General features: G+C 58.0%; 23 protein-coding genes. 16 read left to right on the top strand and 7 right to left on the bottom strand.

Features of this window, described 5'->3' with window-relative positions; genetic code table 11:
• Positions 1 to 2: 2 nt before the first annotated feature.
• A complete protein-coding gene (gene bgaS, locus A3L02_RS03380; RefSeq protein WP_088862624.1) occupies positions 3 to 1469 on the top strand; it encodes a beta-galactosidase BgaS in 1467 nt (488 codons plus the stop codon).
• On the opposite strand, the gene A3L02_RS03375 is transcribed toward bgaS, so the two are convergent.
• Entirely contained in the window at positions 1446 to 1655 is a 210-nt protein-coding gene (locus A3L02_RS03375; protein ID WP_088862623.1) for a hypothetical protein, read from the bottom strand. The two genes, bgaS and A3L02_RS03375, sit on opposite strands and share 24 nt — an antisense overlap.
• A 241-nt stretch (positions 1656 to 1896) precedes the next feature.
• Here A3L02_RS03375 and A3L02_RS03370 point away from each other — a divergent pair, with 241 nt between their 5' ends.
• The 9 genes from A3L02_RS03370 to infB all read left to right on the top strand — a co-directional run bounded on the left by A3L02_RS03370 (position 1897) and on the right by infB (position 12517).
• Entirely contained in the window at positions 1897 to 3783 is a 1887-nt protein-coding gene (locus A3L02_RS03370) for a phosphoadenosine phosphosulfate reductase domain-containing protein (protein WP_088862622.1), read from the top strand.
• Positions 3735 to 4697 (top strand): helix-turn-helix transcriptional regulator, encoded by a 963-nt coding sequence (locus tag A3L02_RS03365; protein ID WP_088862621.1) that lies wholly within the window; start codon positions 3735 to 3737, stop codon positions 4695 to 4697. The genes A3L02_RS03370 and A3L02_RS03365 overlap by 49 nt, the downstream gene beginning before the upstream one ends.
• Positions 4698 to 4835: 138 nt before the next feature.
• Positions 4836 to 6125 carry an ATP-binding protein gene (locus A3L02_RS03360; RefSeq protein ID WP_088862620.1) on the top strand — a complete coding sequence of 430 codons (1290 nt, stop codon included), beginning with the start codon at positions 4836 to 4838 and terminating at the stop codon, positions 6123 to 6125.
• Positions 6126 to 6175: 50 nt separating this feature from the next.
• Entirely contained in the window at positions 6176 to 6787 is a 612-nt protein-coding gene (locus A3L02_RS03355; RefSeq protein WP_088862619.1) for an HVO_0476 family zinc finger protein, read from the top strand.
• A 678-nt stretch (positions 6788 to 7465) separates the two neighbouring features.
• Positions 7466 to 7837, top strand: coding sequence for a 50S ribosomal protein L7Ae (gene rpl7ae, locus A3L02_RS03350; protein ID WP_088862618.1), 372 nt, complete (start codon positions 7466 to 7468; stop codon positions 7835 to 7837).
• A gap of 75 nt (positions 7838 to 7912) precedes the next feature.
• Positions 7913 to 8125: a 30S ribosomal protein S28e gene (locus tag A3L02_RS03345; RefSeq protein ID WP_088862617.1), complete on the top strand. Its 213-nt coding sequence runs from the start codon at positions 7913 to 7915 to the stop codon at positions 8123 to 8125.
• Positions 8126 to 8130: 5 nt separating this feature from the next.
• The gene (locus A3L02_RS03340) at positions 8131 to 8337 is read left to right on the top strand and encodes a 50S ribosomal protein L24e (protein WP_088862616.1); all 207 of its coding nucleotides are present in this window, start codon (positions 8131 to 8133) and stop codon (positions 8335 to 8337) included.
• Between the two features lie 97 nt (positions 8338 to 8434).
• A complete protein-coding gene (ndk, locus tag A3L02_RS03335) occupies positions 8435 to 8938 on the top strand; it encodes a nucleoside-diphosphate kinase (RefSeq protein WP_088862615.1) in 504 nt (167 codons plus the stop codon).
• 153 nt (positions 8939 to 9091) lie between these two features.
• Positions 9092 to 12517: an intein-containing translation initiation factor aIF-2 gene (infB, locus tag A3L02_RS03330; RefSeq protein WP_088862614.1), complete on the top strand. Its 3426-nt coding sequence runs from the start codon at positions 9092 to 9094 to the stop codon at positions 12515 to 12517.
• 81 nt (positions 12518 to 12598) lie between these two features.
• Here infB and rlmD read toward each other — a convergent pair whose 3' ends face one another.
• A complete protein-coding gene (gene rlmD, locus A3L02_RS03325) occupies positions 12599 to 13858 on the bottom strand; it encodes a 23S rRNA (uracil(1939)-C(5))-methyltransferase RlmD (protein WP_088862613.1) in 1260 nt (419 codons plus the stop codon).
• 65 nt (positions 13859 to 13923) lie between these two features.
• A complete protein-coding gene (locus A3L02_RS03320; RefSeq protein WP_088862612.1) occupies positions 13924 to 15138 on the bottom strand; it encodes an aminotransferase-like domain-containing protein in 1215 nt (404 codons plus the stop codon).
• A 74-nt stretch (positions 15139 to 15212) separates the two neighbouring features.
• Between A3L02_RS03320 and gyaR the strand changes: the two genes are divergently transcribed.
• From gyaR to dapA, 4 genes are all read left to right on the top strand, one after another.
• Positions 15213 to 16217, top strand: a complete 1005-nt coding sequence (gene gyaR, locus A3L02_RS03315) for a glyoxylate reductase (protein ID WP_088862611.1) — start codon at positions 15213 to 15215, stop codon at positions 16215 to 16217.
• A gap of 114 nt (positions 16218 to 16331) precedes the next feature.
• Positions 16332 to 17597, top strand: a complete 1266-nt coding sequence (locus A3L02_RS03310) for an AAA family ATPase (protein WP_088862610.1) — start codon at positions 16332 to 16334, stop codon at positions 17595 to 17597.
• 75 nt (positions 17598 to 17672) lie between these two features.
• On the top strand, positions 17673 to 19223 hold the full coding sequence (locus tag A3L02_RS03305) for a dihydropteroate synthase-like protein (protein ID WP_088862609.1): 1551 nt from the start codon (positions 17673 to 17675) through the stop codon (positions 19221 to 19223).
• A 24-nt stretch (positions 19224 to 19247) separates the two neighbouring features.
• Positions 19248 to 20129, top strand: coding sequence for a 4-hydroxy-tetrahydrodipicolinate synthase (gene dapA / locus A3L02_RS03300; RefSeq protein ID WP_237268633.1), 882 nt, complete (start codon positions 19248 to 19250; stop codon positions 20127 to 20129).
• A 1-nt stretch (position 20130) separates the two neighbouring features.
• Here dapA and A3L02_RS03295 read toward each other — a convergent pair whose 3' ends face one another.
• Together A3L02_RS03295 and A3L02_RS03290 are read right to left on the bottom strand one after the other, a co-directional pair.
• Entirely contained in the window at positions 20131 to 20436 is a 306-nt protein-coding gene (locus A3L02_RS03295; RefSeq protein ID WP_088862608.1) for a DUF3216 domain-containing protein, read from the bottom strand.
• A 36-nt stretch (positions 20437 to 20472) separates the two neighbouring features.
• On the bottom strand, positions 20473 to 21231 hold the full coding sequence (locus tag A3L02_RS03290) for a YchF/TatD family DNA exonuclease (protein ID WP_088862607.1): 759 nt from the start codon (positions 21229 to 21231) through the stop codon (positions 20473 to 20475).
• A gap of 70 nt (positions 21232 to 21301) precedes the next feature.
• Between A3L02_RS03290 and A3L02_RS03285 the strand changes: the two genes are divergently transcribed.
• A complete protein-coding gene (locus A3L02_RS03285; protein ID WP_335755134.1) occupies positions 21302 to 22276 on the top strand; it encodes a DUF835 domain-containing protein in 975 nt (324 codons plus the stop codon).
• Here A3L02_RS03285 and A3L02_RS03280 read toward each other — a convergent pair.
• Both A3L02_RS03280 and A3L02_RS03275 read right to left on the bottom strand, forming a co-directional pair.
• On the bottom strand, positions 22271 to 22522 hold the full coding sequence (locus tag A3L02_RS03280; protein ID WP_088862606.1) for a DUF504 domain-containing protein: 252 nt from the start codon (positions 22520 to 22522) through the stop codon (positions 22271 to 22273). The genes A3L02_RS03285 and A3L02_RS03280 overlap by 6 nt on opposite strands.
• Positions 22519 to 23238, bottom strand: a complete 720-nt coding sequence (locus A3L02_RS03275; protein ID WP_394335149.1) for an MBL fold metallo-hydrolase — start codon at positions 23236 to 23238, stop codon at positions 22519 to 22521. Before A3L02_RS03275 ends, A3L02_RS03280 begins: the two co-directional genes overlap by 4 nt.
• A 139-nt stretch (positions 23239 to 23377) precedes the next feature.
• Here A3L02_RS03275 and A3L02_RS03270 point away from each other — a divergent pair, with 139 nt between their 5' ends.
• Positions 23378 to 24433, top strand: a complete 1056-nt coding sequence (locus A3L02_RS03270; RefSeq protein ID WP_088862605.1) for a M20/M25/M40 family metallo-hydrolase — start codon at positions 23378 to 23380, stop codon at positions 24431 to 24433.
• Positions 24434 to 24438: the final 5 nt, after the last annotated feature.

The raw sequence follows: 24438 nt of genomic DNA, 5'->3' as shown, positions 1-24438 counted from the left end.
AGATGTATAAGTTCCCCAGGGATTTTGTGTTCGGCTACTCCTGGTCGGGTTTCCAGTTCGAGATGGGCCTGAAAGGAAGCGAAGTCCCCAACAGTGATTGGTGGGTCTGGGTTCATGACATGGAGAACATAATGACGGGGTTGGTAAGTGGAGATTTGCCGGAAAACGGGCCCGCCTACTGGCATCTTTACTCCAAGGACCACGACATGGCGGAGAAGCTCGGCATGGACGCCATAAGGGGAGGAATAGAGTGGGCGCGCATCTTTCCGGAGCCGACCTTCGACGTGAGGGTCACCGTGGAGAGGGACGAGGAGGGCAGGATAACATCCGTTGACGTCCCGGAGAGCGCGATAGAAGAGCTTGAAAAGAGGGCAAACTTGGAGGCCCTCGAGCACTATAAAAGGATCTACTCGGACTGGAGGGAGAGGGGAAAGGTCTTCATCCTGAACCTCTACCACTGGCCCCTTCCTCTGTGGCTCCACGACCCGATAAAGGTACGCAGGTTCGGACCGGATAGGGCTCCAAGCGGGTGGCTTGACGATAGGAGCGTCGTCGAGTTCGCGAAGTTTGCGGCTTTCGTGGCTTACCACCTAAACGATTTCGTGGATTCGTGGAGCACCATGAACGAACCGAACGTGGTCTACGAAAACGGCTACGGCCGGCCCAACTCGGGATTTCCTCCGGGGTACCTTAGCTTTGAGGCGGTAGAGAAGGCAAAGCTCAACCTCATATACGCCCATGCAAGGGCGTACGATGCGATAAAGGAGTTCTCAGAAAAGCCGGTCGGGGTAATCTACGCCTACACCTGGCTCGACCCCCTCAGCGAGGAAATTGCCGAAGACGTTAGGAAGATACGGGAGAATGAGCTATACAGCTTCGTCGATTCAGTTCACTTTGGTGAATCAAGAACCGTCGGCGAGGGACGGGAAGAGTTGAAGGGAAGGGTTGACTGGCTTGGAGTGAACTACTACTCAAGGATAGCCTTCGATAGAGTAAACGGACACGTAGTACCCCTACCTGGATACGGATTTTCAGGGGTTAGAAAGGGCTATGCAAAATCCGGAAGGCCCTGCAGCGATTTCGGATGGGAAATCTATCCAGAGGGCCTGGAAAAACTCCTCAGGGAGCTCAACGAGAGGTACGGGCTTCCAATGATGATAACCGAGAACGGGATGGCCGATGAGGCAGACAGGTATAGATCCTACTACCTTGTGAGCCACCTCAGGGCAATTCACAGCGCCATCGAGGCCGGCGCCGACATCAGGGGATACCTCCACTGGTCGCTAACCGACAACTATGAGTGGGCCAAAGGATTTCAGATGAAGTTCGGACTGTTGAAGGTCGATTGGGAGTCCAAGAGGCGATACATCAGGCCGAGCGCTCTCGTCTTCAAAGAGATAGCAACTCAAAAAGCGATTCCCGAGGAATTGAGCCACCTGTCCGATTTAAGGCCCCTCCTCCAGGATTAGTTCCTCTATTAGCTTTTTTCTTATTTTTATTAAGGCCCACGCCATTCCCCCGAGGGACAGCGAAAAAGTCGTCAACGCCGCCACGAAGGGAGGTGAGCCCGCCTCGTGTCTGAGGGCCACCAGGCTCAGGAAGGATAGCACAAGGAACCACGTCATGAGGAACAACAACACATGGTAAGGTTTCAACAATCATCACCTCTATCCGGGCTTTAGTGTCTTCTGTGATATTAAACCTTTCGGCTGGTTCTTCAATCAGCGGTCTTCGCAGGATGTCAAAAACAACCAGATTGGGCAGTCCACAGGTTTTGGGTTGGTGTGATCTCGACTCCAGTCTTCAATTCATTCCTCAACGTTATCGCATGCAGTTCTGACCGGCTGGGCTCGCCTTTATAAACCCTCGCCCCCTCTTAAGCCCGGTGAGAGAAGAATGGGGAGGCCAGTCTACCTCGGTAAGGCGTACGTAAACTGGTGCGAGAAGTGCAACGTCCCGCTCATCGGTGATAGCTGCGCGATTCACGGGAAGGAAGGAGTGTTTCGCCTCAACATCACCCCGCCCGGCGATCTGAGGTTCGCCTTCGAGAAGGACATCGAGTTCATCCGCTCCGTCTTTGGGGAGCACTACGGCGTTGACGTCGGGGAGCTTTTCGACGGCAAGGTGGTTCTCCTCAACAAGACGCCCGGAGAGGACGACGTTTACGAGATAATCCTCGACGGCTACGTCTTCGGCTGGGTGCGCTTTGACCCGCTCGAGCTGAGGTGGAAGCCCGGCCTGAAGGTCGAAGGTGCCGTAGCCCTCTGGAAGCGCTTCGGCAAATCCATGAGGAAATGGGTTATAATCGATAACGGGGCCGTGGAGCCCATCCTCAACGGCTCAAACCTTCTCCCGGTCGGGATAATCGAGGCCGAGCCGAGCATACGGAGAAACGACGACGTGATCCTCGTCTCGGAAGACGGGGAAGTTATAGCCACCGGAATAGCCAAGAAGGACTACGAGGGGCTCGCTAAGGGGGAGCGCGGAACCGGCGTTAAGGTCAGGCGGCAAAGGAACGTCCACTACCGCGAGGGACGGAAGGCCACGATGGAGGACGTCCTCCGCGCCAACTCGGCGGAACTCGAGAGGAAGGTCGAGGAGGCGAGGCGCTTCATGCGGAGGGTTTCAGAAAAACACAACCTCCCGGTGGCGGTGGCCTTCTCCGGCGGAAAGGACAGCCTGGCGGTCCTCGGTTTGGCACTGGAGGAGTTTGGGGGAGATTTCACCGTCTTCTTCAACAACACGGGCATAGAGTTTCCCGAGACGCTTGAATACGTCGAAGAACTCAGGAAAGAACTCGAACCGAAGGGCGTTAAGTTCATAGTTGCGGATGCCGGGGACGCGTTCTGGCGCGCCATCCACGTCTTCTCTCCGCCCGGTCGCGATTACCGCTGGTGCTGTAAGGTCACCAAGCTCGGGCCGATCACCCTCGCGATAAAGGAGAACTATCCGTCTGGAGTGCTGATGTTCGTCGGCCAGAGGAAGTACGAGAGCATAAAGCGTTTCAAACAGCCGAGGGTGTGGAAGAACCCGTGGGTGCCGAACGAGACGGGGGCGTCTCCGATATTCCACTGGCGTGCCCTCGAGGTCTGGCTCTACATCTTCAGCCGTGGCCTGCCCTACAACCCGCTCTACGAGGACCGCCTCGACAGGATCGGCTGTTTCCTCTGCCCGAGCTCATCCCTGGCCGAGATCTACACGCTGAAGGAGGAAAAACCCGAGCTGTGGGAGAAGTGGGAGAGGGAACTCAGGGTCTGGCAGAGGCGCTTCGGGATGCCGGAGGAATGGATAACCTACGGTTTCTGGCGCTGGAAGGAGCTGAGCAGGGGTGAGAAGGCGCTCGCGAGGGAGCTCGGCGTTGAGGTTCCGGAGAAGCGCTCCTGGGAGCCGGTGAAGTACTCAATCGAGGAGACCGACGAGGGCTTTGCGGTTCGTTTCAACACCGTCGTGAACCTGAAGAGGATTCGGGAGGTCGCCTCCATCCTCGGTGAGGTCGAGGAGGGCGAAAACTACATAAGAGCGAGCGACGTTACGTTTAAACCGGATGGCGCCTACACGGACGACCCAGAAGAGGCAATTCAGGCCTACTATCTCGTCAAGAGGGCCTATGAATGTGTCGGCTGCGGCGTCTGCGTCGGGAAGTGCCCCGAGGGGGCGCTCAGCATCGACCCGAGGAGCAGAAAAATCGTCGTGAACTACGACTCGTGCATTCACTGCGGGGAGTGTATGGAAGTATGCCCGCTCCTGAAGATCAAAAATCCAGAGGAAGGAAGCCAGCTGTAATCGGGTTATTCCTGATTCTGTTTCTGGTTCTGTCCCTCTGTTTCTTTCCGCCGGCGGGTGCGCAGGAGTACGACTACACGATAAACGCCTACGCGCTCTACTTTGAGGTAACGAGCCCGGACAACGTGAAGGAGAACATCGAGATAGACCTGACGTCCCACACCAACCTCACCCGCTACGTCATCTACACGGACTACCCTGTGGAGAACGCGAGCGCCGTGATCGACCTCGGCGGCACCGTGGAAAGGGTCAACGTTACCGTCAGGAAGGTATTGGGGGGAACAAACGCGGTTTACCTGAGCTTTCCGGTCCTCAAGCCCGGCCAGAGCGGGAGGATAAGCCTGAGCTTCACGACGCGGGGCATGGTGACCGAAAGCAACGGAAAGAGCCAGTTCGCCTATTACGTAAAGTTCAGCCAGCCGGTGGGAGTTTTCCACATGCAGCTGCTCGTCCCGAAGGGCTACGCGGTTCTCTCGCCGATAATTCCCTCGCCGGACAGGGTTGAGAGCTCAACCGACAGGCTTCTGCTTGAGTGGCAGAGGGAGGACGTTCAGTCCGGGGACGAGTTCTACTTCGTGGTCGGCTTCTCCGGGGAGATAGTGGTTCCGGAAGCACCTTCACCGTGGCTCTACGTCGGCGTTTTCCTCATCGGCCTCCTAACCGGTGGCGGGGGCGTTTACGGGTACCTCCTCTACCGCGAGCGGAAGCTCAGGGAAGAATCCGGCCACCTGAGGAGCGACGAGGAGAAGATACTCGCCATCCTGAGGGAGGGCCCGGTTCTCCAGAGCGAGCTGGCCGAGAAGCTGGGCGTTTCGAAGGCCAAGGTCAGCATAACCCTCCGCGAGATGGAGGAGAAGGGCCTGATAACCCGCGTGAAGGAGGGGAGAACCTACAGGGTCTTCCTGAGGGAATGATGCGAAAATGGTAAAGTCGAGTTTGCCAAAATTTTTTAATGTGATAAAATTAAGTTGACCAAAATTGGCGTAAAGCTGTGAGGTTAGCTTTACCAAAATTTTTAAATATGGTAAAGTTGAGTTTGCCACGTGGCGGCAATGTCCCTTGAGGAAGTTGTGGTTGAGTTCCATGAGCTCGGGATACCGGAGACGAAGGAGAGGGAGCTTGAGGTACCCACTAACATGGACTTGGCTGTTGTTTTGTACGGTTTAAGAAGGGTCGGGAAAACCCATTTTCTGTACAACATCATGAAAAAGCTCCTTGAGCAGGGACTGCCCATTAGGAGGCTATTCTACATCAACTTCGAGGATGAGAGGCTTAGCGGGTTAAAAGCCGATGACCTCTCCAGGGTTGTGGAGCTGTACTACAAGCTGAATCCCGATGCTGACGTCATGTACCTGTTCCTCGATGAGGTTCAGGAGGTAGAGGGCTGGGAGAGATTCGTGAGGAGGCTCCTCGAGGGGAAGAGGGCGAAGGTGTTTCTGACGGGTTCTTCATCCAGGCTCCTCTCGAGGGAGATGGCCACATCGCTAAGGGGAAGGAGTCTGAGCTTCCAGCTGTTTCCCCTGTCGTTTAGGGAGTTCCTCTCCTTCAAGGGCTTCGATTACTCGGGACCTCTGACCGAGGCCAGGCGGGGCAGGTTGAAGGGCCTTCTGGAGGAATACATCAGATACGGTGGTTTTCCGGGGATAGTCGATTATCCAGGGCTCATGAAAATCAGAACCGTTCAGGAGTACCTCGACCTCGTGATCTACCGCGATTTGATAGAGAGGTACGGAATTGAAAAAACCGGCGCGATGAAGGCCCTGATTCGTGTTCTCGTGAAGAACTTTGCCAGGAAGCTCTCGATGAGAAAACTCAACGGTCTCCTTGCCTCGACGGGGGCAAAGCTGAGCAGGCCAACGACCTCTGAGTACTTCTCCTATCTCGAAGACGTGGGTTTTGTGATCCCGATAAGGAAGTACCATCCGAGCGAAGTGGAGTCGCTGAGGAGTACCCCAAAGTTATACCTCGCCGATGTCGGCTTTGCGAGCGTGTTCGGCGTGGAGGACATCGGTTACAGGGTGGAGAACATAGTGGCGACGGAGCTCCTGAGGAGGAAGCATTACCACGACCCCCTGCTTGAGGTTCACTACTGGGACGACGGGAGGGGCGAGGTGGATTTCGTGGTCTCGAGGGGATTCAACGTCACAGAACTCATCCAGGTCAGCTACGACGTTGAGGACTCCACGACGATGAACCGCGAGCTGAAGGCTCTCATCAGGGCCGCCGATTCCCTGGGGGCTGAAAAACTGACCGTTGTAACGTGGGACCACGACGACGTCCTCACCATCGACGGAAAAACCGTTGATTTCGTCCCCCTCTGGCGCTGGCTCCTCAAAACCTGAAGGTGCACACCTTTATAAACGCCTTTTTCCTTCCCCATCCGGTGAGAGATATGGAGTGGTTCACGTGTCCCGAGTGCGGTAGCGACGACGTCGAGGTCATCAGGGAGAGGGGAAGGGAGGTAACGCTGAGGTGCAACGAGTGCGGCAACGTCTGGATGGTCACCCTCCCGAAGCCCATCAAGGTCCCGCTCATCGTCAGCAAGCACGAGAGGAGCTTTAAGACCTCCGTAGAGCTCCCCGGAGGTGAGGAGATTAAGGTCGGGGACATCGTCGAGACCGAGGACGACGAGGTCAGAATAACAGGGATAGAGCTCGAGGGCGATAAGCGGGTGGAGAGGGCCGTAACCGGTGAGATAAAGACCCTCTGGGGCGAGAGCCTGACCTACCCCAAGGTCATAAAAGCCTCCATCTACTTATCGGGAGGAACGACGCAGGCGTTTAAGGTTAAGGTTCCGCGGGACGAGGAGTTCGTGGTCGGTGAGGTCCTCGAGGTTGGGGGTTACACCTTCAGGGTGGAGAAGATAAAGACCGAGCGGAAGATGCTCCACCACGGGAAGGCGAAGGCGGACGAGATAGTGGCGATAATGGGCCACCACATCCCGCGCGCCCGCGCCAGACGGAAGCTGGAGATATACAGGGGTTATTCAAAGGAATCGGGCTGAAAACTATTGGGATGCGGGCCAACGGAAGGCATCCCGTATATGCAGACCATCACGACCGGAACAGGTGAGAATGGGCCTAGGAGCATCCAATCCCCATGGAGCGTGAGAAGAAAAAACGGGATCTCGTCTCTCTCCAGCACCTTAACGTTTTTGGTATCTTCGATGGGCCTTTCCGGCTTTGACCTCTATCCTTATTTCACCCGCTATTGCGCCCACCCCGTAGCCGTTGCGGTAATGGTAAACCTCCCCAGACCTCCGGTATAAGTGCTCCCGCACCATCCACTCGGAGCTTTATCCCCCTGTGGTTTTTCCAACCTGCCCGGTCCGAGAACGAAGTTAAGGGAGAACGGCTCAAGGGAAAGCCTTTTTATCCATCCCGGCACCCAGCGAACCCTCTGCTCAGCACCTCACGGGGTAGTCCTCTCCTCCTTCCCACCACGGGTTCATACGGGAGAGGTCGCCGAGCTTCATCCAACCACATGAGGATTATTAATTCTCGAAGGTTTGTAAATGTCGAGAATCAACAGTTCTCACGGTCCGGTAGGGAACCTTTGGGCGAATACGTCGTGTCAGGGATTTGATGGAGCGAGATTTCTCTTTCATCGAAATCCTTTTAAAGCATCCCCCAGAACTCAGCACGCAAACTCGATGAACGATGAGGTTTCGGAGGGATGAAAGATGGCGAAGCCAAGCTACGTCAAGTTTGAGGTTCCAGCGGAGCTTGCCGAGAAGGCCCTTGAGGCCGTTGAGCTCGCCCGCGACACCGGAAGGATAAGGAAGGGCACCAACGAGACCACCAAGGCCGTTGAGAGGGGTCAGGCCAAGCTCGTTGTCATCGCCGAGGACGTTGACCCGGAGGAGATAGTTGCCCACCTCCCGCCGCTGTGCGAGGAGAAGGAGATCCCGTACATATACGTCCCGAGCAAGAAGGAGCTCGGCGCCGCCGCCGGCATCGAAGTTCCGGCCGCGAGCGTCGCCATCCTCGAGCCCGGTAAGGGCCGTGAGCTCGTTGAGGACATCGCCGCGAAGGTCAGGGAGCTCATGAAGTGAGCTCCTTTTCCTTCCTTCAACGAAAAGGTTTAAGTTAAGCAGGGCGAGGGATTCTTAGGTTAAGGGGTGTGAGAAATGAGCGACGAAGGATACCCGGCTGAGGTTATTGAGATCGTTGCCAGAACCGGCGTCACAGGTGGCGTTACTCAGGTAAAGGTCAGAATCTTAGAAGGACGCGACAAGGGGCGCGTCATAAGGAGGAACGTCAAGGGCCCCGTCCGCGTCGGTGACATAGTCATACTCAGGGAGACCGAGCGTGAGGCGAGGGAGATCAGGGCGAGGAGGTAATCGCGATGGCCAGGTGGAACGTCTGCTCCTACTGCGGAAAGGAGTTCGAGCCGGGGACGGGCAAGATGTACGTCAGAAACGACGGCAGGGTCCTGTTCTTCTGCTCCAGCAAGTGCGAGAAGTACTACTTCATGGGCAGAAACCCGAGGAAGCTCAAGTGGACCAAGGCCTTCCAGGAGGCAAGGCTCCAGAGGGCCAAGAGGACGAAGTGATCTCTTTCTTTCCTTTCCAGTTTCGGTTCGTCGTTTCTACGGTGATACCTCCAAAAACCCTATTAACCCCATTACCCATCATCCCCCGGTGTTGCCGATGGCGGAGGACAGGATAGAGCGAACCCTCGTTATTCTAAAGCCCGACGCGGTCGTCAGGGGTCTGATGGGCGAAATCATAAGCCGCTTCGAGAAACGCGGGCTCAAAATCGTAGGAATGAAGATGATATGGATAGACAGGGAGCTGGCGGAGAGGCACTACGAGGAGCACAGGGGCAAGCCCTTCTTCGAGGGCCTGATAGACTACATCACCAAGGCCCCGAGCGTCGTCATGGTCGTCGAGGGCCGCTACGCAATAAGCGTCGTCAGGAAGATGGCCGGTGCCACCGACCCGAAGGACGCGGAGCCGGGAAGCATCAGGGGCGACTACGGCCTCGACGTCGGCGACGCGATCTACAACGTCGTCCACGCCTCCGACAGCCCGGAGAGCGCTGAGCGTGAAATTGCCCTCTACTTCAGGCCCGAGGAACTCTTCGAGTACTGGAAGGCGGCGGACTGGTTCTACCGCACCCACGCGAATGGAAGGAAGGAGTACATGGAATGATGATATTCGGATCACTTTTGGACTGATCCGACTTTTAACTCCTTTTCTCTCGTTGTATTTCGTTCGTTACCCAGTCGCCCCATGGAGTGTTATTCCCTCACATCGCCGAACCCTTTAAAAGGCCACGCCGGAGTTAAGCTCAGGGTGAGAAGGATGAAGAGGATTAGACAGCCGATCATAGCGGTTCTCGGACATGTAGATCACGGCAAGTGCCTCATGCCGGACGAGAGGGTTCTTCTGCCGGGCATTGGTTCGGTGGAGCTTGAGAAGCTCTTCGAGCGCTCGGGGGAAGTCGTCCACAGGGACTCCGAGAAGGAGATCCGGAGGCTGGAGTTGCCCGTTCCGGGGGCCGTTTCCAGCGGCGAGATTGGTATCGTGCAGGGGACGCACGTCTGGCGCCTCAGGCACAGGGGGAAGATGCTCAGGGTGAAATTAAGGAACTGGCACTCGGTCAGCGTGACGCCCGAGCACCCGTTCCTCACCACGCGGGGCTGGGTAAGGGCCGATGAGCTCAAACCCGGCGATTACATCGCGGTTCCGAGGAAGATCCCTGATACGGCGGGGGACTTTGAGGGCTTCGTCAGGAGAAAGCTTGCGGTGGAGGAGCTCATAGCGAGACTGAACCCGGAGCACCTTGAGGAACTCAGGGAGCACTTCAAAGGGGCCAGGGATTACAAAGTCCGGAGAAACGTCTTCAGGGTGAAGGACATCGAGGGGTTCAACCTCTGGGATAGGGTCGAGAGGATAGCGTTCACCCCGAGGGTTCATCGCTCCGGAAAGCCCCTTTACTACATCAGGCTCCCGAAAACGGACGAGGAGTGGAAATCGCTGTTCTACTTCGCCGGCGTTATGTTCGGCGACGGGAGTCAGGGGAAGATAGCAAACAACGACGTCGAGGTCTTCGAGCGCCTCAGGAGAATCGAGTCTCTGGGCGTCGAGCTGAAACGCGTCAGGCGGACGACCTCGTGGGAGATCGAGATCAGGAAGGGTGGCAACGCTTTAATAAGGCTCCTCCACATTCTCTTTGACTATCCCGAGAAGCAAAAGGCAAAGAACATCAGAGTCCCTGAGGTTCTCTTCGTTGCACCGCGCGAGTACGTGGCCGAGTTCATCAGGGGGTACTTCGACACGGACGGGTACGTTAACACGGGGAGCGTTAGAATAGAGGCTACAAGCGCCTCGAGGGAGTTCATAGAGGGCCTCTCGCTCCTCTTACTGAGGTTCGGCATAGTCTCAAAGCTCTACCGTTCCGACTACACGACCCTCGTGATCTCCGGCAGGAGGAACCTGAGGGCCTTCGAGCGTTTCATCGGATTCACCGTCGAGAAGAAGGCGGAGGACCTTGGAAAGATAATCGAGAGAAGCAGGAAGAGCGAGGTTTATCCCATCCACGAGGAGCTCAAGAGGCTTAGGCTCCTCTTCGGGTTTACGCGGACCGAGCTCAACGCTTACGTGCCGTTCTACTCGAAGTACGAGTCGAGCGAGGCCCCGAGCTACGAGACCCTGATGAGGATCCTCGACGCGATTGAGAGGGGTTCACCAACGCTCCATAGAAAGCTCGCCGTGCTCGAGGGGAGGAGCGGAGACCGCAACTACCTCATGGCCCTCGAGAAGGACGGTCTCCTGAAGGACGGAAGGCCAACCGAACTCGGGAGGGAACTCCTCGAGGTATGGCGCAACAGGGAGTTTGACTCGAGGGACGTTGGGTACGTTCGCAACATCGCCGAGAACCTCATCTTTGTCCCAGTTGAGGAGATCGAGGAGTTCAACTACGACGGCTACGTCTACGACCTGACGACGGAGACCCACAGCTTCGTCGCGAACGGCGTGCTGGTCCACAACACCACGCTCCTCGACCGCATAAGGCGGACGAACGTCGCCGGGAAGGAAGCGGGTGGAATAACCCAGCACATAGGCGCGACCGAGGTTCCGATAGAGGTCGTTAAGGAACTGGCCGGCCCGCTCATCAAGATATGGAAGGGCGAGATAAAGCTCCCCGGTCTGCTCTTCATAGACACCCCCGGCCACGAGGCCTTCACGAGCCTGCGCGCGAGGGGAGGGAGCCTGGCCGATCTCGCGGTTTTAATCGTTGATATCAACGAGGGCTTCCAGCCGCAGACGATAGAGAGCATCGAGATACTCCGGAAGAACAGGACGCCCTTCATAGTCGCCGCCAACAAGATAGACAGGATAAAGGGCTGGAAGGTTAAAGAGGACGAGCCCTTCCTCGTCAACATCAAGAAGCAGGACCAGAGGGCGCAGAACGAGCTCGAGACCAAGCTCTGGGAGCTTATAGGGAAGTTCTACGAGATGGGTTTCCAGGCCAACCGCTTCGACAGGGTTCAGAACTTCACGAGGGAGCTCGCCATCGTACCCATCTCCGCCAAGTACGGGATAGGCGTTCCCGAGCTCCTCGTCCTCATCGCCGGCCTGAGCCAGAAGTACCTCGAGGAGAAGCTCAAGATAGAGGTCGAGGGCCCGGCCAGGGGCACCATCCTTGAGGTCAGGGAGGAGGTCGGCCTCGGGACAACGATAGACGTCATCGTCTACGACGGAACCCTCCGCAGGGACGACACGATAGTGGTTGGAGGCAAGGATAAGGCCATAGTCACCAGAATCCGTGCCCTTCTGAAGCCCAAACCCCTTGACGAGATAAGGGACCCGAGGTTCCGCTTCGACCAGGTGGATGAAGTGGTGGCGGCCGCGGGCATCAAGATAGCCGCCCCGGGTCTCGATGAAGCGCTGGCGGGCTCTCCGGTCATAGCGGCCAGGAACGAGGAAGAGATCGAGAGGGCAAAGCGGGAGATACTGAGCCAGATAGAGAGCGTCGTCGTGAGCACCGGGAAGGTCGGCGTCATAGTCAAGGCCGACACCCTCGGGAGCCTCGAGGCCATCAGCAAGGAACTGCAGGAGAAGGGGATACCCATAAGGAAGGCCGACGTCGGGAACGTGAGCAAAACGGACGTCATGGAGGCTTTGAGCGTCCGCGAGGAGGAGCCCAAGTACGGCGTTGTCCTCGGCTTCAACGTGAAGGTCAACGAGGACGCTCAAGAGGTCGCCAAGGCCAAGGGTGTGCCGGTGTTCACGGGCAACGTCATCTACAAGCTGATAGAAGACTACGAGGCCTGGGTGAAGGCTGAGGAGGAGAGGAAGAAGCGCGAGCTCCTTAAGGGGGTAACCTTCCCGGGCGTCATAAGGCTCTACCCGGACGAGCGCTACGTCTTCAGGAGGAGCCACCCCGCGATAGTCGGCGTCGAGGTGGTCGAGGGTAGAATTAAACCCGGAGTAACGCTCATCAAGCAGAACGGCCAGAAGGTCGGCGTGATAAAGTCCATCAAGAGCGGCAAGGACTTCGTCCAGGAGGCCAGGAGGGGGGACGCCGTCGCGGTGGCCATCGAGGGGGCGATGGTGGGCAGGCACATCCACCCCGGTGAGACGCTCTACGTCGACCTGAGCAAGAACGACGTCGTCATCCTCGCCAAGCAGTTGAGGGACGAGCTGGACGAGACCGATATAAAGGCCCTCAAGATGACGGCGAAGGTCAAGGCCCAGAAGGACCCCTTCTGGAAGGCGGTCTGACCCGCCGTTTATCCACTCTTCCCCATTTCTCGGCGGGTTTCCACGCCCCTTAGTCTTTCTCGCTGTTCCATCCGGTCGCCCTTAGACCCTTTCGAGCAGGACGACCGCCTCAACGTGCGGCGTGTGCGGGAACATGTCCACCAGGACCGCATCTTTGAGCCTGTAGGCCTTCCTCAGGTGGTTCTCGTAGTCGCGCCTGAAGGCCTCCGGGTTGCAGGAGACGTAGACGATCCGCTCGACGTTGCTCCTCACGAGGAGCTCCCCCGCCTCCCTCAGTCCCCTCCTCGGCGGGTCGACTATTACGGTGTCGTAGTCGCCGAGGGGAGTTTCCTCGGCCCTTCCAACCTTGAAGGTCGCTTCGGCGTTGTTGAGTTCGGCGTTCTTATTTGCCATTTCGACCGCGAAGGGGTTGACCTCGACCCCCTCGACCTTAAAACCCCTCCTCGCCAGGTGAACGCCGAAGGTCCCAACGCCCGAGTAGAGGTCGAGAACCCTTTCGCCGTCCGTGAAATCCTCGACGGAGCGGAGGAGGGATTTGAGGGCGTAGCTGTTCGTCTGGAAGAAGCCGTTCGGGTGGACGAGGTAGGTGACGTCGCCGATCCTCTCGCGTACCAGAGGTTTTCCGGCGATGAGCCCGGGTTCCCCGCGCGGGTCGTCCCTCCCATCTCCTTTAACGCTCCAGTAGAGGGAGTCGGCGAAGGAGAAGTAGTCCCGGAACGCCCCGGCTACGTCCTCCGACGGTTTCAAATGGGCCACGAGGTTCACCATGACCTCGCCCGTGAACTTGCCCTCCCTGACCTGGAGGTAGTGGACATCACCTTTCTTCTTCCTTAAATCCCACGGCCGTAAACCGGTTTCGTCCAAAAAGGCCCTCAGGGCGCGGAGGTACTCCGGAGTCCTCTTCGAGAAGACGGGGCATTCGGAGAGACCGGCCACGCCGATGGGGTTGCCGTACTCCTTGAGGCCGATTCCCGCGGTCGTTACGATGAAGTTGCTCACGTTCCTGAACCCCCAGACCCTCGGCGAGCCCCTGATGGGCGCGCTTATGCCGGTTACCCGCTCGAAGAGTTCGGCCTTAAGGCGAAGCTGTTCCCTGTACTTTAGCCCCTGCCAGAGACAGCCGCCGCAGGTTCCGAAGTGCGGGCACCGGGGTTTTTGCCTGAACGGGGAGGGCTCGAGAACCTCGAAGTCCGTCGCGATTCCCCTGCCAAAGCGCCGTTTCGTTCTCTCAACCCTCACCACATCACCCGGATAGGTGAAGGGCACGTAAACGGTCCGGCCGTTTTCCCTTAGCACGCCGAGGCCGTCGGTGCTGACGTCCCCTATCCTGCCCGCCCTCATGGCCTGCTCCTATCCCCCAAGCTTTAAGAGGGTTTCCCGGGACGGAGAGAATAAAGGAAAAGCCATCAGAACTTCCGGCGATAGAACGCCGCAAGCCTCTCTATGCCCTCCAGTATCTCTTCCTCCTCCGGCCGGGAGAAATTCAGGCGAAGCGCGTTTTCCCCGCTCCCGTCCGTGTAAAACGGCTTCCCTGGCACCACCACGACGCCGGTTTCCTGCATAAGCTCCGTGGCAAAGGCCATCCCATCGGCCCCCTCGGGGAGAAAGAGCATAATAAACATCCCGGCTATGGGTCTCGTGAACTCAGCGTCCGGCAGGTTATCCTTAAGGGCATTCAGCATGGCGTCCCTCTTTTTCCTGTATCCCGGCAGTGCCCTTTTGAGGTGGTACTCCTCGAAGTAGCCACGCCTGAGGTACTCAAGGGCTATGTATTGGGAAATCGTCGGGGCGCAGAAGTCTATGGGAGACTTCTCCATGAGAACCTTCTTTCCTATGACGTTCCCAGCTATGAGCCAGCCGACCCTGAACCCCGTCCCCATGATCTTGCTGAACGTCCCGACCACGATAACCCGCCCTTCATCGTCGAGGGCTTTTAGGGGCCTAGCCTCACCCTCGTAGCGCATGAAGTTGTAGGCCGAGTCCTCCACGATGAGGAGGTCGTGTTCCTTCGCCACATCAAGAAGGGCCTTTCTCCGCTCCAGGCTCATCGTGATTCCCAGGGGGTTCTGTCCCGTGGGGATGGTGTAGATGAATTTAACCTTCTCCCCCCGGTTTTCGAGCTCCCTGAGCTTTTCCTCCAGCATCTCGACCTTCATACCCTCCCCATCAACAGGGATTCCGACGACCTTTGCTCCGAGCTGCTCGAAGGCGAGGAGGCTGTTGATGTAGCTCGGGTTCTCGGTTATGACCACATCGCCGGGATCAAGCAGAACCCTTCCCAGGAGGTCTATCGCGCCGGTTCCTCCAACGGTGATGATTATCTCGGACGGATCCGTCGTGTAACCCTCGTACTTCTTAAGGAAGCTCGAGAGTTCTTCCCTCAGCTCAGGGATACCGTTTGCAGGAGTGTACATCACAGATTGGGGGATCTCCTGGAGGATCTCTCCGGCGAGCTCACCGAGAGCCTCGCGGGGTATGAGGTTAGGATCCGGGTCGCCCGCTGAGAGGCTTATGAGGTGCCTTCCCTGTGCCCTGAGCTCCGCGGCTTTCTTCATGACCTCCGCCAGAGCCGACCCCCTAATCCAGTTGGCCCTTCCGGCCAGAAACTTTATCTGATCCATGTACCTCACCTCAACGTGAACCTCGACATTTAAATTTACGTCGAAATGATATATAAACCTGTTTGGGTGGTACCATGAGACCGAAGGTTCTGGTGACGCGGAGGATTCCGGAGAACGGCCTTGAGCTCCTGCGGGAGCACTTCGACGTTGAGGTCTGGGAGGATGAGCGCGAGATCCCGCGGGAGGTTCTGCTCGAGAGGGTCCGCGACGTCGATGCGCTGGTCACGATGGTCAGCGAGCGGATAGACGCGGAGCTGATGGACTCGGCGCCGAAGTTGAGGATGGTGGCCAACTACGCCGTCGGCTACGACAACATAGACGTCGAGGAGGCAACGCGGCGGGGGATCTACGTGACCAACACGCCGGACGTTCTCACCAACGCGACGGCGGACTTCGCGTGGGCCCTTCTCCTCGCCACCGCGAGGAGGCTCGTGGAGGCGGACGCGTTTACCCGCTCCGGGGAGTGGAAGAGGCGCGGCGTTGCCTGGCATCCGCTGATGTTCCTCGGTAGAGACGTCTACGGGAAGACGATAGGGATAGTCGGCCTCGGCAGGATAGGGAAGGCGATAGCCAGAAGGGCCGGGGGCTTCGGGATGAGAATACTCTACAACTCACGCACGAGGAAGCCCGAGGCTGAGAAAGAACTCGGAGCGGAGTTCAGGTCCCTGGAAGGGCTCCTGCGCGAGAGCGATTTCGTGGTTCTGGCCGTCCCGCTGACGGAGGAGACTTATCACCTGATCAACGAGGAACGCCTGAGGCTCATGAAGAGGACGGCGATCCTGGTGAACATCGCGAGGGGAAAGGTCGTCGACACGAAAGCCCTCGTGAAGGCCCTCAAGGAAGGATGGATCGCGGGGGCAGGCCTCGACGTCTACGAGGAGGAGCCCTACTACAACGGGGAGCTCTTTGCCATGGAGAACGTCGTTCTGGCGCCTCACATCGGGAGCGCCACCCACGGCGCGAGGGAGGGTATGGCCGAGCTTGTGGCGGTAAACCTCATAGCCTTCAAGAACGGTGAGATTCCCCCGACGCTTGTCAACCGGGAGGTGGTTGAGGTCAGGAAACCGGGGTTCGACTAAGGGATGATGACTTTTACCGAGCCTCTCCGCTACCTTTCCCTGCTTTTTGTCGTACGTTGCGGTAGAGTTACCCCGTCCGAAACCTTTATAACTATTCCAGCAGGAATTATTCCCATGAGAATAATTCCCAGAAGAATAGAACTGGACAAACTAAGCGGCCCCGGGTGGAAGATGCTGTACGGCAGGAGGAAAACGGGCAAGACTTTTTTGGTGGACCATTTCATCGACTACGATGAGTTCTTCTTCGTGAACAGGGACGGAACGGTTCACGACAGGCTGAACGGCGAGAAAATGACCTACTCCGAGTTTGCGAGGCTTTTTCCAAGGCTCCTTGAAAGAAAAGTCGTCATAGATGAATTTCACCGTCTTCCTGGGGAGTTTCTTGATCTGCTCCACGCACACTCAACGAAGGCAAAGGGTGAGGTCATCCTGATAACGTCCACGCTCTGGCTTGCTCAGAGACTCCTCTCCATGGCGGAAAGCCCCCTCCTCGGAGTGGTTTCCCCCGTAAGAGTTGGACTCATTGATGAGCGCGAGATCCTGGTTGAACTGTCGAAGGAACTGAAGGGAAAGGAGTTGATCGAGGCTGCGGTTTATCTCAGGGAGCCCCTCCTCGTACCCCTCTACTCTCCCCCGCTCCGGGAGTTCCTGTCCGGGTTCCTGTTCTCGTCGGGCCCCTTTGTGAGCGAGCTCGTCTGGGAAACTTTCGGAGAAGAGGGCCGTGAGTTAACGAGGGTTTACCTCGGAATAATGATGGAAGTGGCCAACGGAAAGGGGACGAGCACGGAACTCTCCTCGGCGCTCTTCTCAAGGGGCCTGCTGGAGAAAGACAACCCCGGAACCCTCCAGAAGTACCTCTCGATACTGACGGACATGGGCATCCTGCGAAAGTTCCTGGTCCACGGGAAGAGACGTAAAAAGTTCGTTTACAGGCATGCATCCCCCCTCCTCGATCTGCACTTCTACCTCGAGACAAAGTACGCCTACACGGAGCTTGAAACATCCAGGGAGTTCATTCGAAAAGCGGTGGATCAGAAGCTCCCGAGACACGTGGAAGACTTCATCGCCGACCTCCTCGCGAGGGTTTACGGATTGAGGCGGGTAAGCGTTGAGCTCCCAGAGCTTGAGCTGGACATAGTCCTCAAAGGTTTCAAACGGATCGAGCTCGTCGGTGAGGTAAAATGGAAAGAAGGAGTAAGTAGGGAAGAGATCCGGAAAATCGAGGAAAAGCTCTCCCGTTTTGACTGCAGAAGAGTTCTCGTCGTTCCGGATTACGGAGTTCTTGAAAGGGAACCCTCTGGAATTGAAGTCCTGACACCCCGTGATCTCCTTAAACTGGCAGGCGAGAGCCTCAATAAAACTCTGTGGAAGGGAACTTAATTTTGTTCCACCTGCGAGTGCATCCACTTACGGCCCCTTCCAAAAGCCTAAATACCTTCGGGATAACTTAACCTCATGGGGCAATCTCTGAGAATTCTCCTCGTCACCGGAAGGCTCGCCGAGCCCCTCGTGAGGAAGTACGGGGAGGGTTGCGACGTCTTCGTCACGCCGGTTAGCGTCGCCGCCTTCCTCACCCCGGGCCTAATAGCCCGCTACCTGAAGAAGGCCGGGGTGAAGAGCGACGACTACGACCTCGTCCTCATCCCCGGCCTCGTGAGGGGCTCGGCTCAAATCATCGAGGACGAGCTCGGAATCCCCACTTTCAAGGGGCCGAGGAACGCGATGGACCTCCCGCAGACGCTCAGGGCAATAAGGGAAGGTTTCAGGCTCAGCAGGGATGTTCCGGCAGACGACCTCTTCTCCCTTGACTCGCTGAAGCGCGTCGAGGACATCAGGAACAAAACCCGTGACAAAAGGTACATCGAGAAGGCCCTCAAAAGACCGTGGAACGTCCTCATCGGCAACCTTCCAGCTGGGAGGGACTTCCCGGCGAGGATACTCGCGGAGGTCGTCGACGCGCCAAGGCTCGGCCCCAAGGGAGTCGTCGAGAAGGCCCTCTACTACCTCCGCGAGGGGGCGGACGTAATCGACATCGGCATGGTGGCTGGAGAGGGGAACCTTGACTTCGTCGAGGAGATTCCCAAAATCCGGGATGCGCTCAGGGAGAGGGGTTTCGACGTCCCCCTGAGCTTCGACTCCCTCAACACAGCTGAACTCGAGACGGCCCTCGATCACGCCGACCTCTTCCTGAGCATCGACGCTGGCAACCTCGAAGAGCTCGTTACCGACAAGCCCGTCGTGCTGATCCCAACGGACCAGAAAAAGGGTTTCTTCCCGGCAAAACCCGACGAGCGGGTCCGTTTCCTCGAGGGGCTGAAGGAGAGGGCCCTCGGTCTGGGCTACAAAACGGTGATTCCGGACTTAATCCTTGAAAGCGTTCCCCATCTGGCCCGCTCCGTAACCGCCTTCCAGCTATACCGCGAGAGGAACCCGAATGACGTTCTCCTCGCTGGAGTAGGGAACGTGGTGGAGCTCTACGACGCCGACAGCGTCGGGATGAACGCCCTGTTAGCTGGAATCGCGAAGGAGCTCTCGATAAACCTCCTGCTGACGACGGAGGTGAGTGCCAAGGCGAGGGGCTCCGTGAGGGAGCTGAGGCGGGCGGTCGACATGAACCTCTTCGATACGCCGAAGGACCTGGGCTTCGACCTGCTCATCCTGAAGGAGAAGAGAAGGACCGATTGGAGGTTCCGGAGGGCTGAGGAAGTGGTTGAGGCGAGGGAAAAGCAGGTGGAGCTCGAGCCGGTCTACTTCAGGGTATGGCTCGAGGACGGCAGAATATGGGTCAACGCCCACCGCGGGACTGAAGTTGTCCTCACGGTGGTGGGGGACGAGCCGAACGCGGTAATCGATACCATCCTCGAGCGCTTCCCCATCTCCCCGAGGCACGCCTTCTACCTCGGCAGGGAGCTCGAGCGAGCTTACACCGCGTTGAGGCTGGGCAGGGGCTACGTCCAGGAGGTCGAGCTCTTCCCGGATTTCTACATCGAGGATCGCAACCTTTAACTCCAGAGGGGTCAACTCCCTATGATGCCTATGCTGAGGGGAGTCTTCGTTCCTCACGTCACGCCCTTCGATGGGAAGGGGGAGGTAGATTGGGAGGCCCTGAAAGGTCTGGTTCACACCTTTGAGGAGGCCGGCCTTGACGGGTTGGTATCACTGGGGAGCAATGGCGAGTTTCCCTATCTGAGCTTCGAGGAGAAGATCCGCGTCGTTGAAACCGTCCGGGAGGAGACGTCGCTTCCTTTGATAGCCGGAGCCACCGGGAACTCGACGAGGGAAACCCTGCGCCTCGGGAGGGAACTGCTCGAGGTGGGAGCCGATGCCCTCCTCATCGGCCCGCCCTACTACTTCAAACCCTCTCCGGAGGAGCTCTACGCCCACTACTCCATTATAGCGGACTCCCTGGACAGTCAGGTACTCCTCTACAACGTCCCCAAGTTCACGGGGCTCAACATTCCTCTGGATGTCGTCGAGAAACTTGGAGAAGAGCACTCGAACGTGGTCGGCATCAAGGACTCCAGCGCTAACATTGGAAGGATCGCCGAGCTCCTGAGGCGCATGGGTGACAGGTTCGCCGTTCTGGCGGGAACCGCTGACGTCATGTACCCCTCGTGGCTCCTCGGTGCGCAGGGAGCTGTCGTGGCCGTTGCGAACGTCGTTCCCGAGCTCTGCGTCGAGCTTTACCGGACGTTCAGGGAAGGAGATCATCAGAAGGCCGGGGAGCTCCAGCTCAAGGTAAACCTCGTCAACGAGGTGGTCGTGAAGAGGTACAGCCAGGTGAGCGCCATAAAGGCCGCCATGGAGTTGAGGGGCTGGAAAGCCGGGAGGCCGAGGCTTCCGTCCCTGCCTCTGAAGAAGGAAGCCATCGAGGATATAAGGAAAACGCTCAAAGAGGTGGGGATCCTCTGATTCAACCCATGTCTTCGAATATCGGTGGGTTCGGCTTTCTGAAGAGCGCGTCCAGCTCCTCCCTCCTCTTGACAATTTTCTCGTAGAGCTCCGCTATCCGCTCGTCGGAGGGGTGCCTTGACTTAAGGGTCACGAGTATCCCCTCGAGGAACCCGAGGATGGCCACCTCGATGAACTCCTTCCCCCTCTTGCTCTCCAGACCCTCGTTGAGCCTCACGAACGAGTTGATCCTCGCCACGAGCGCCCTCTCGCCCAGTTCCTCGAGCAACCCCCTAACCTCCTGAACCTCGGGCACATCAACCGCCATGCCATCGCCTCCGAATTATCGATCAAACTCGACCCGTTAAACCCTCAGTCCGAAGAACTTCACCGCGTTCCTCTCGGTTATCCACTCGACCTCCTCGAAGTCGAGGCCTTTAAGCTTTGCCAATTCTTCGATGACGACCCCCACGTTGCAGGGAGTGTTCCTCTCCCCCTTCACGGGGCTCATGTAGGGCGAGTCCGTCTCCGCGATGACGCTCTCCAGGTCGAGGGCCTCCGCGACCGCCCTCATCTCCGGAATGAAGACTATCCCGGTGTTTATTCCGATGGGATGGTCGTTCTCCGCTATCTCCCTCGCCAGCTCAACGCTCCCCGTAAAGGAGTGGAAGTAAGCCTTAACTCCCCACCTCTGGACGAGCTCGAAGGCCTCTCTCTCAGCTTCCCTCGCGTGTATCACAACCGGAAGGTCGAGTTCGGCCGCGAGCCCCAGGAAGTGCTTGAATATTGCCCTCTGGTTCTCCCTTTGACCCTCGTTCTCGGCGTAGTGGTAGTCGAGGCCTATCTCCCCGACCGCGGTTATCTCCTCTGCGTGCCCGCGGATGAAGTTCTCAACCCTCCCAACTTTCGCCCAGTTGCCCCTTCGCGCTTCGTTGGGATGGTAACCCAGCGTTGGAACCACGAACCCAAAGTGAGGCTTTAAAAGCTCCCAGCTCTTCCAGACGTGGGCCTTGCGGTACTCGGTCATCGAGTCGACCACCGCCTTCAGTTTCCCCCGACATTCCTCTATAACGCGCGGTGCGTCCTTCCTGTAAAGCTCGAAGTGGGCGTGGCCGTCTATCATGCTTCCAAGTTCCGCGGGGAACAGAAAAGTTTTTCGTAGTTGAGGGCTTATTATCGGTGGAGGGTTAAAGGTGGAGATTGATCGTGACCCCGGGGAGATAATGAGGGAGATAGTGGAGAAGCTCAGGGACAAGTCCCCGAAGGAGCTCCTGAGCTACGCCATCTTCAACGAGAAGGATGAGGCAAAGTACTACGCGGAACTGGCGGAGAAGGCCGGAAGGCCGAGCGTCAAAGCGCTTTTCATCAAGATGAGCGAGGAGAGCAAATACCACCGTGACTGGCTTTACAACCTGTTTAAAAAGCTGTACCCGGCCGAGGAACCGGTGAAGGTCGACGCTCCGCCCGTTGAGGTCGCCCCGTTTTATCCGGAGTTCGAGAGCGTTGAGGACTACCTCTCGGCCCTCAACTACTGCATGGAGAGCGAGCTCTTCGCGAAGAGGACCTACGAGCTTCTGGCGAGGATGGCCGATGACGAGGAGACCCGCGGTCTCGCCCTCACCCTGGCCGCTGTGGAAGAGAAGCACTACGAGCAGATACGGAAGATGTACGAGCTCATGATAACCGAGAAGGAGCAAAAAATCACGCCCTCAAAACTTGAGCCGGGGGGATACCTCTTCACCGACGAGACGAAGGCGAGGTACTTCCTCATAGACCTCGCGGGAAGCGGCGTGAAGCTCTACACCCTTGTCAGGGAGAACCCCGAGAAGTTCCTGAGGATGTTTCTCGGACTCGACGTCAAGGTCCTGTGGATAACGAAGACGGGGATGGGGAACTCCGTGCCGCCTGCGGAGGTGCCGGCCCTCAGGGAGAAGCTCTGCAATTTCATCGGAAAGGGCCTCGAAACCGGCGAGAAGAGGGCGGTCTTCATCCAGAACCTCGGTTACCTCGCTGTTGAGCTCGGCTTCAAGGGGATGATGGACGTCGTCCTCTACCTGAAGGACTGCGCGGTCCTCGGCGGGGGCTACCTGATAGCCACCGCGCCCAAAGACTCCTTTGAGCGGAAGGAATGGGCCCTTCTGACCTCGGAGCTCAGGCGGGTCTCATAACTCCCGCTTTCTGGTTTCCCAGACCACCTTTCCATCCTTCCTCACGACCCTGAGGATGCGGTGGTAGGGTATCTGGGTCTCATCAACGAAGAAGTAGCCGTGGCCGAGCTCTATCATCTCGACCGGGATTCGCTTGACGTCCCCGTAGGCCCCGCGGTGCTCGATAACGATGTAGTAATCGCCCTCCCTCTCCCGCGGGTCGTACTTTATCTTGGCCAGAACCTCCTTGACGGACCCCTTCCTCATCGGAGCCACCTCAGAACGCCCTCAAGGTTTCCCCGCCAGTCCTCTATGACCCACCCGTGGCCGGGCAGTCCGAAGTCGACGTCGTAGCCGAGGAGCCGTTCGAGGCTCTTCCTAAGCTCCCCAGCGTTCCCCGTCGGCAGGTCGGTTCTGCCCGCCGTTCCCTTAAAGAGCGTGTCGCCCGTGAAGGCGAGCTTGACCTCACCGTTCAGGTAGAGGCAGGCGCTCCCCGCCGTGTGACCGGGCGTGTGGACGAGCTCGAGCTCCAGCGAGCCCACCTCAAGATTATCCCCGTCCTTCAGGTGGATATCAACCCTCTGCGGCTCGAATCTCCTCCCGTAGAAGTGAGATAGAATAACGTAATCGTCCCCCCTCTCCAGGGTTCTCGCCGTCTCCTCGTGGGCCGCGAAGAGAACCTCGATCCCCCTCCCCTCGAACCACCCCTTTAACGCCCAGTTTCCCCCGACGTGGTCGAAGTGCTCGTGGGTGTTGAAGATTATCGCCTTATCAACGCCGTCGAGGTAACCCTCCCTCTTCCATACCTCAGCGTAGGCGTGCCAGTGGAGGCCGGTTCCGGTGTCTATGACCAGCGCTTCCCTTCCGCTCCTCACCAGGTAAACGTTGGAGTCCAGCCCGGCTCCCCTCAGCATAACCGTGTGCGGGGGGATCTCAACAGGTACCCCACGCGCGGTGGACCCTCTTAGGGAGCCTATCCTCAAGCTCTCACCTCCAAAGGGGCTCGAGGGGGACCGCCTCCTCATCCGGGAACCATCGGAAGGGATGAATCTCTTCATCGCCCTTCCACCTTACGCGGGGACGTTTATAAACCCAACCCGCGATATTAATTCGGTGACCCGAATGAAAACCGAACGCGCGAAGGAGATACTCCTTCAGCTCCTGAGGATACCCTCCCCCTCCGGTCAGGAGGACAGGATAATGCTCCACATCATGGAGTTTCTCCACAGGCTCGACTACGACGTCCACATCGAGAGCGACGGCCAGATAATAGACCTCGTCGTGAACCCCGGGGCCGACCTCTTCTACGAGGTTCACGTCGACACCATACCCGTCAGGGCGGAGCCCTTCGTGAGGGGAAACATCGTCTACGGCACAGGTTCGAGCGACATCAAGGGCGGGGCGGCGGCGATTCTGCTGATGCTCGAGAACCTCCACAGGGAGGGGCGGGACCTCAACGTTGGAATCGTCTTCGTCAGCGACGAGGAGTACGGCGGAAGGGGTTCGGCGCTCTTCATGGAGCGCTACAAGCCGAAGATGGCGGTCGTTCTTGAGCCGACCGACCTGGAGGTTCACATCGCCCACGCCGGCAACATCGAGGCCTCCTTCGAGGTCGACGGCAAGGAGGCGCACGGAGCCTGCCCCGAGAGCGGCATCAACGCCATAGACGAGACCTACCGCATGCTCGAGGAGATGAAGAAGCTCGAGCCCTTCAACGCCAAGGGAAAGTACTTCGACCCGCACATCGGGATACAGGAGCTCGTATGCGAGAACCCTGTCTACCTCATCCCGGCCCTCTGCAGGGGGCGCCTCGAGGCGAGGCTTCTTCCGGAGCAGGAAGTTGAAGACGTCCTCGACCTCCTCGACCCGATATTCGACGAGTACGCCCTGAGGTACGAGTACACCGAGATATGGGACGGCTACGAGCTCAACCCCGACGAGGAGATAGTCCAGCTCGCCAAGAAGGCGATGGAGGTTACGGATATAGACGAGTTCGGGGGAATGCGCAGCTGGACGGACGCGATAAACTTCATGTACAACGGGACGAGGACGATAGTCTTCGGGCCCGGCAACCTCGACATCTCCCACACCAGGAACGAGCGCATAGACGTCAGGGACGTCGTTACGGCGAGCGAGTTCCTGAAGGCCCTCAACGAGATATACGGCAAGGCCGGATGAGCGGG

Origin of the sequence: Thermococcus celer Vu 13 = JCM 8558 (assembly GCF_002214365.1) — an archaeon.
Lineage (GTDB): Archaea > Methanobacteriota_B > Thermococci > Thermococcales > Thermococcaceae > Thermococcus > Thermococcus celer.
Note: the sequence above shows the minus strand (reverse complement) of the source record. Positions and strands in the feature narration are given on the sequence as shown.

Excerpts from the sequence above, each read along its gene's own strand:
- A3L02_RS03270 (WP_088862605.1), top strand. The coding sequence starts at position 23,378 with ATGAAAACCGAACGCGCGAAGGAGATACTCCTTCAGCTCCTGAGGATA.
- A3L02_RS03290 (WP_088862607.1), bottom strand. The coding sequence starts at position 21,231 with ATGATAGACGGCCACGCCCACTTCGAGCTTTACAGGAAGGACGCACCG.
- rlmD (WP_088862613.1), bottom strand. The coding sequence starts at position 13,858 with ATGAGGGCGGGCAGGATAGGGGACGTCAGCACCGACGGCCTCGGCGTG.
- A3L02_RS03320 (WP_088862612.1), bottom strand. The coding sequence starts at position 15,138 with ATGGATCAGATAAAGTTTCTGGCCGGAAGGGCCAACTGGATTAGGGGG.
- A3L02_RS03355 (WP_088862619.1), top strand. The coding sequence starts at position 6,176 with ATGGAGTGGTTCACGTGTCCCGAGTGCGGTAGCGACGACGTCGAGGTC.
- bgaS (WP_088862624.1), top strand. The coding sequence starts at position 3 with ATGTATAAGTTCCCCAGGGATTTTGTGTTCGGCTACTCCTGGTCGGGT.
- infB (WP_088862614.1), top strand. The coding sequence starts at position 9,092 with ATGAAGAGGATTAGACAGCCGATCATAGCGGTTCTCGGACATGTAGAT.
- A3L02_RS03310 (WP_088862610.1), top strand. The coding sequence starts at position 16,332 with ATGAGAATAATTCCCAGAAGAATAGAACTGGACAAACTAAGCGGCCCC.
- dapA (WP_237268633.1), top strand. The coding sequence starts at position 19,248 with ATGCCTATGCTGAGGGGAGTCTTCGTTCCTCACGTCACGCCCTTCGAT.
- gyaR (WP_088862611.1), top strand. The coding sequence starts at position 15,213 with ATGAGACCGAAGGTTCTGGTGACGCGGAGGATTCCGGAGAACGGCCTT.
- A3L02_RS03305 (WP_088862609.1), top strand. The coding sequence starts at position 17,673 with ATGGGGCAATCTCTGAGAATTCTCCTCGTCACCGGAAGGCTCGCCGAG.
- A3L02_RS03345 (WP_088862617.1), top strand. The coding sequence starts at position 7,913 with ATGAGCGACGAAGGATACCCGGCTGAGGTTATTGAGATCGTTGCCAGA.
- A3L02_RS03280 (WP_088862606.1), bottom strand. The coding sequence starts at position 22,522 with ATGAGGAAGGGGTCCGTCAAGGAGGTTCTGGCCAAGATAAAGTACGAC.
- A3L02_RS03365 (WP_088862621.1), top strand. The coding sequence starts at position 3,735 with ATGCCCGCTCCTGAAGATCAAAAATCCAGAGGAAGGAAGCCAGCTGTA.
- A3L02_RS03360 (WP_088862620.1), top strand. The coding sequence starts at position 4,836 with ATGTCCCTTGAGGAAGTTGTGGTTGAGTTCCATGAGCTCGGGATACCG.
- A3L02_RS03295 (WP_088862608.1), bottom strand. The coding sequence starts at position 20,436 with ATGGCGGTTGATGTGCCCGAGGTTCAGGAGGTTAGGGGGTTGCTCGAG.
- rpl7ae (WP_088862618.1), top strand. The coding sequence starts at position 7,466 with ATGGCGAAGCCAAGCTACGTCAAGTTTGAGGTTCCAGCGGAGCTTGCC.
- ndk (WP_088862615.1), top strand. The coding sequence starts at position 8,435 with ATGGCGGAGGACAGGATAGAGCGAACCCTCGTTATTCTAAAGCCCGAC.
- A3L02_RS03370 (WP_088862622.1), top strand. The coding sequence starts at position 1,897 with ATGGGGAGGCCAGTCTACCTCGGTAAGGCGTACGTAAACTGGTGCGAG.
- A3L02_RS03340 (WP_088862616.1), top strand. The coding sequence starts at position 8,131 with ATGGCCAGGTGGAACGTCTGCTCCTACTGCGGAAAGGAGTTCGAGCCG.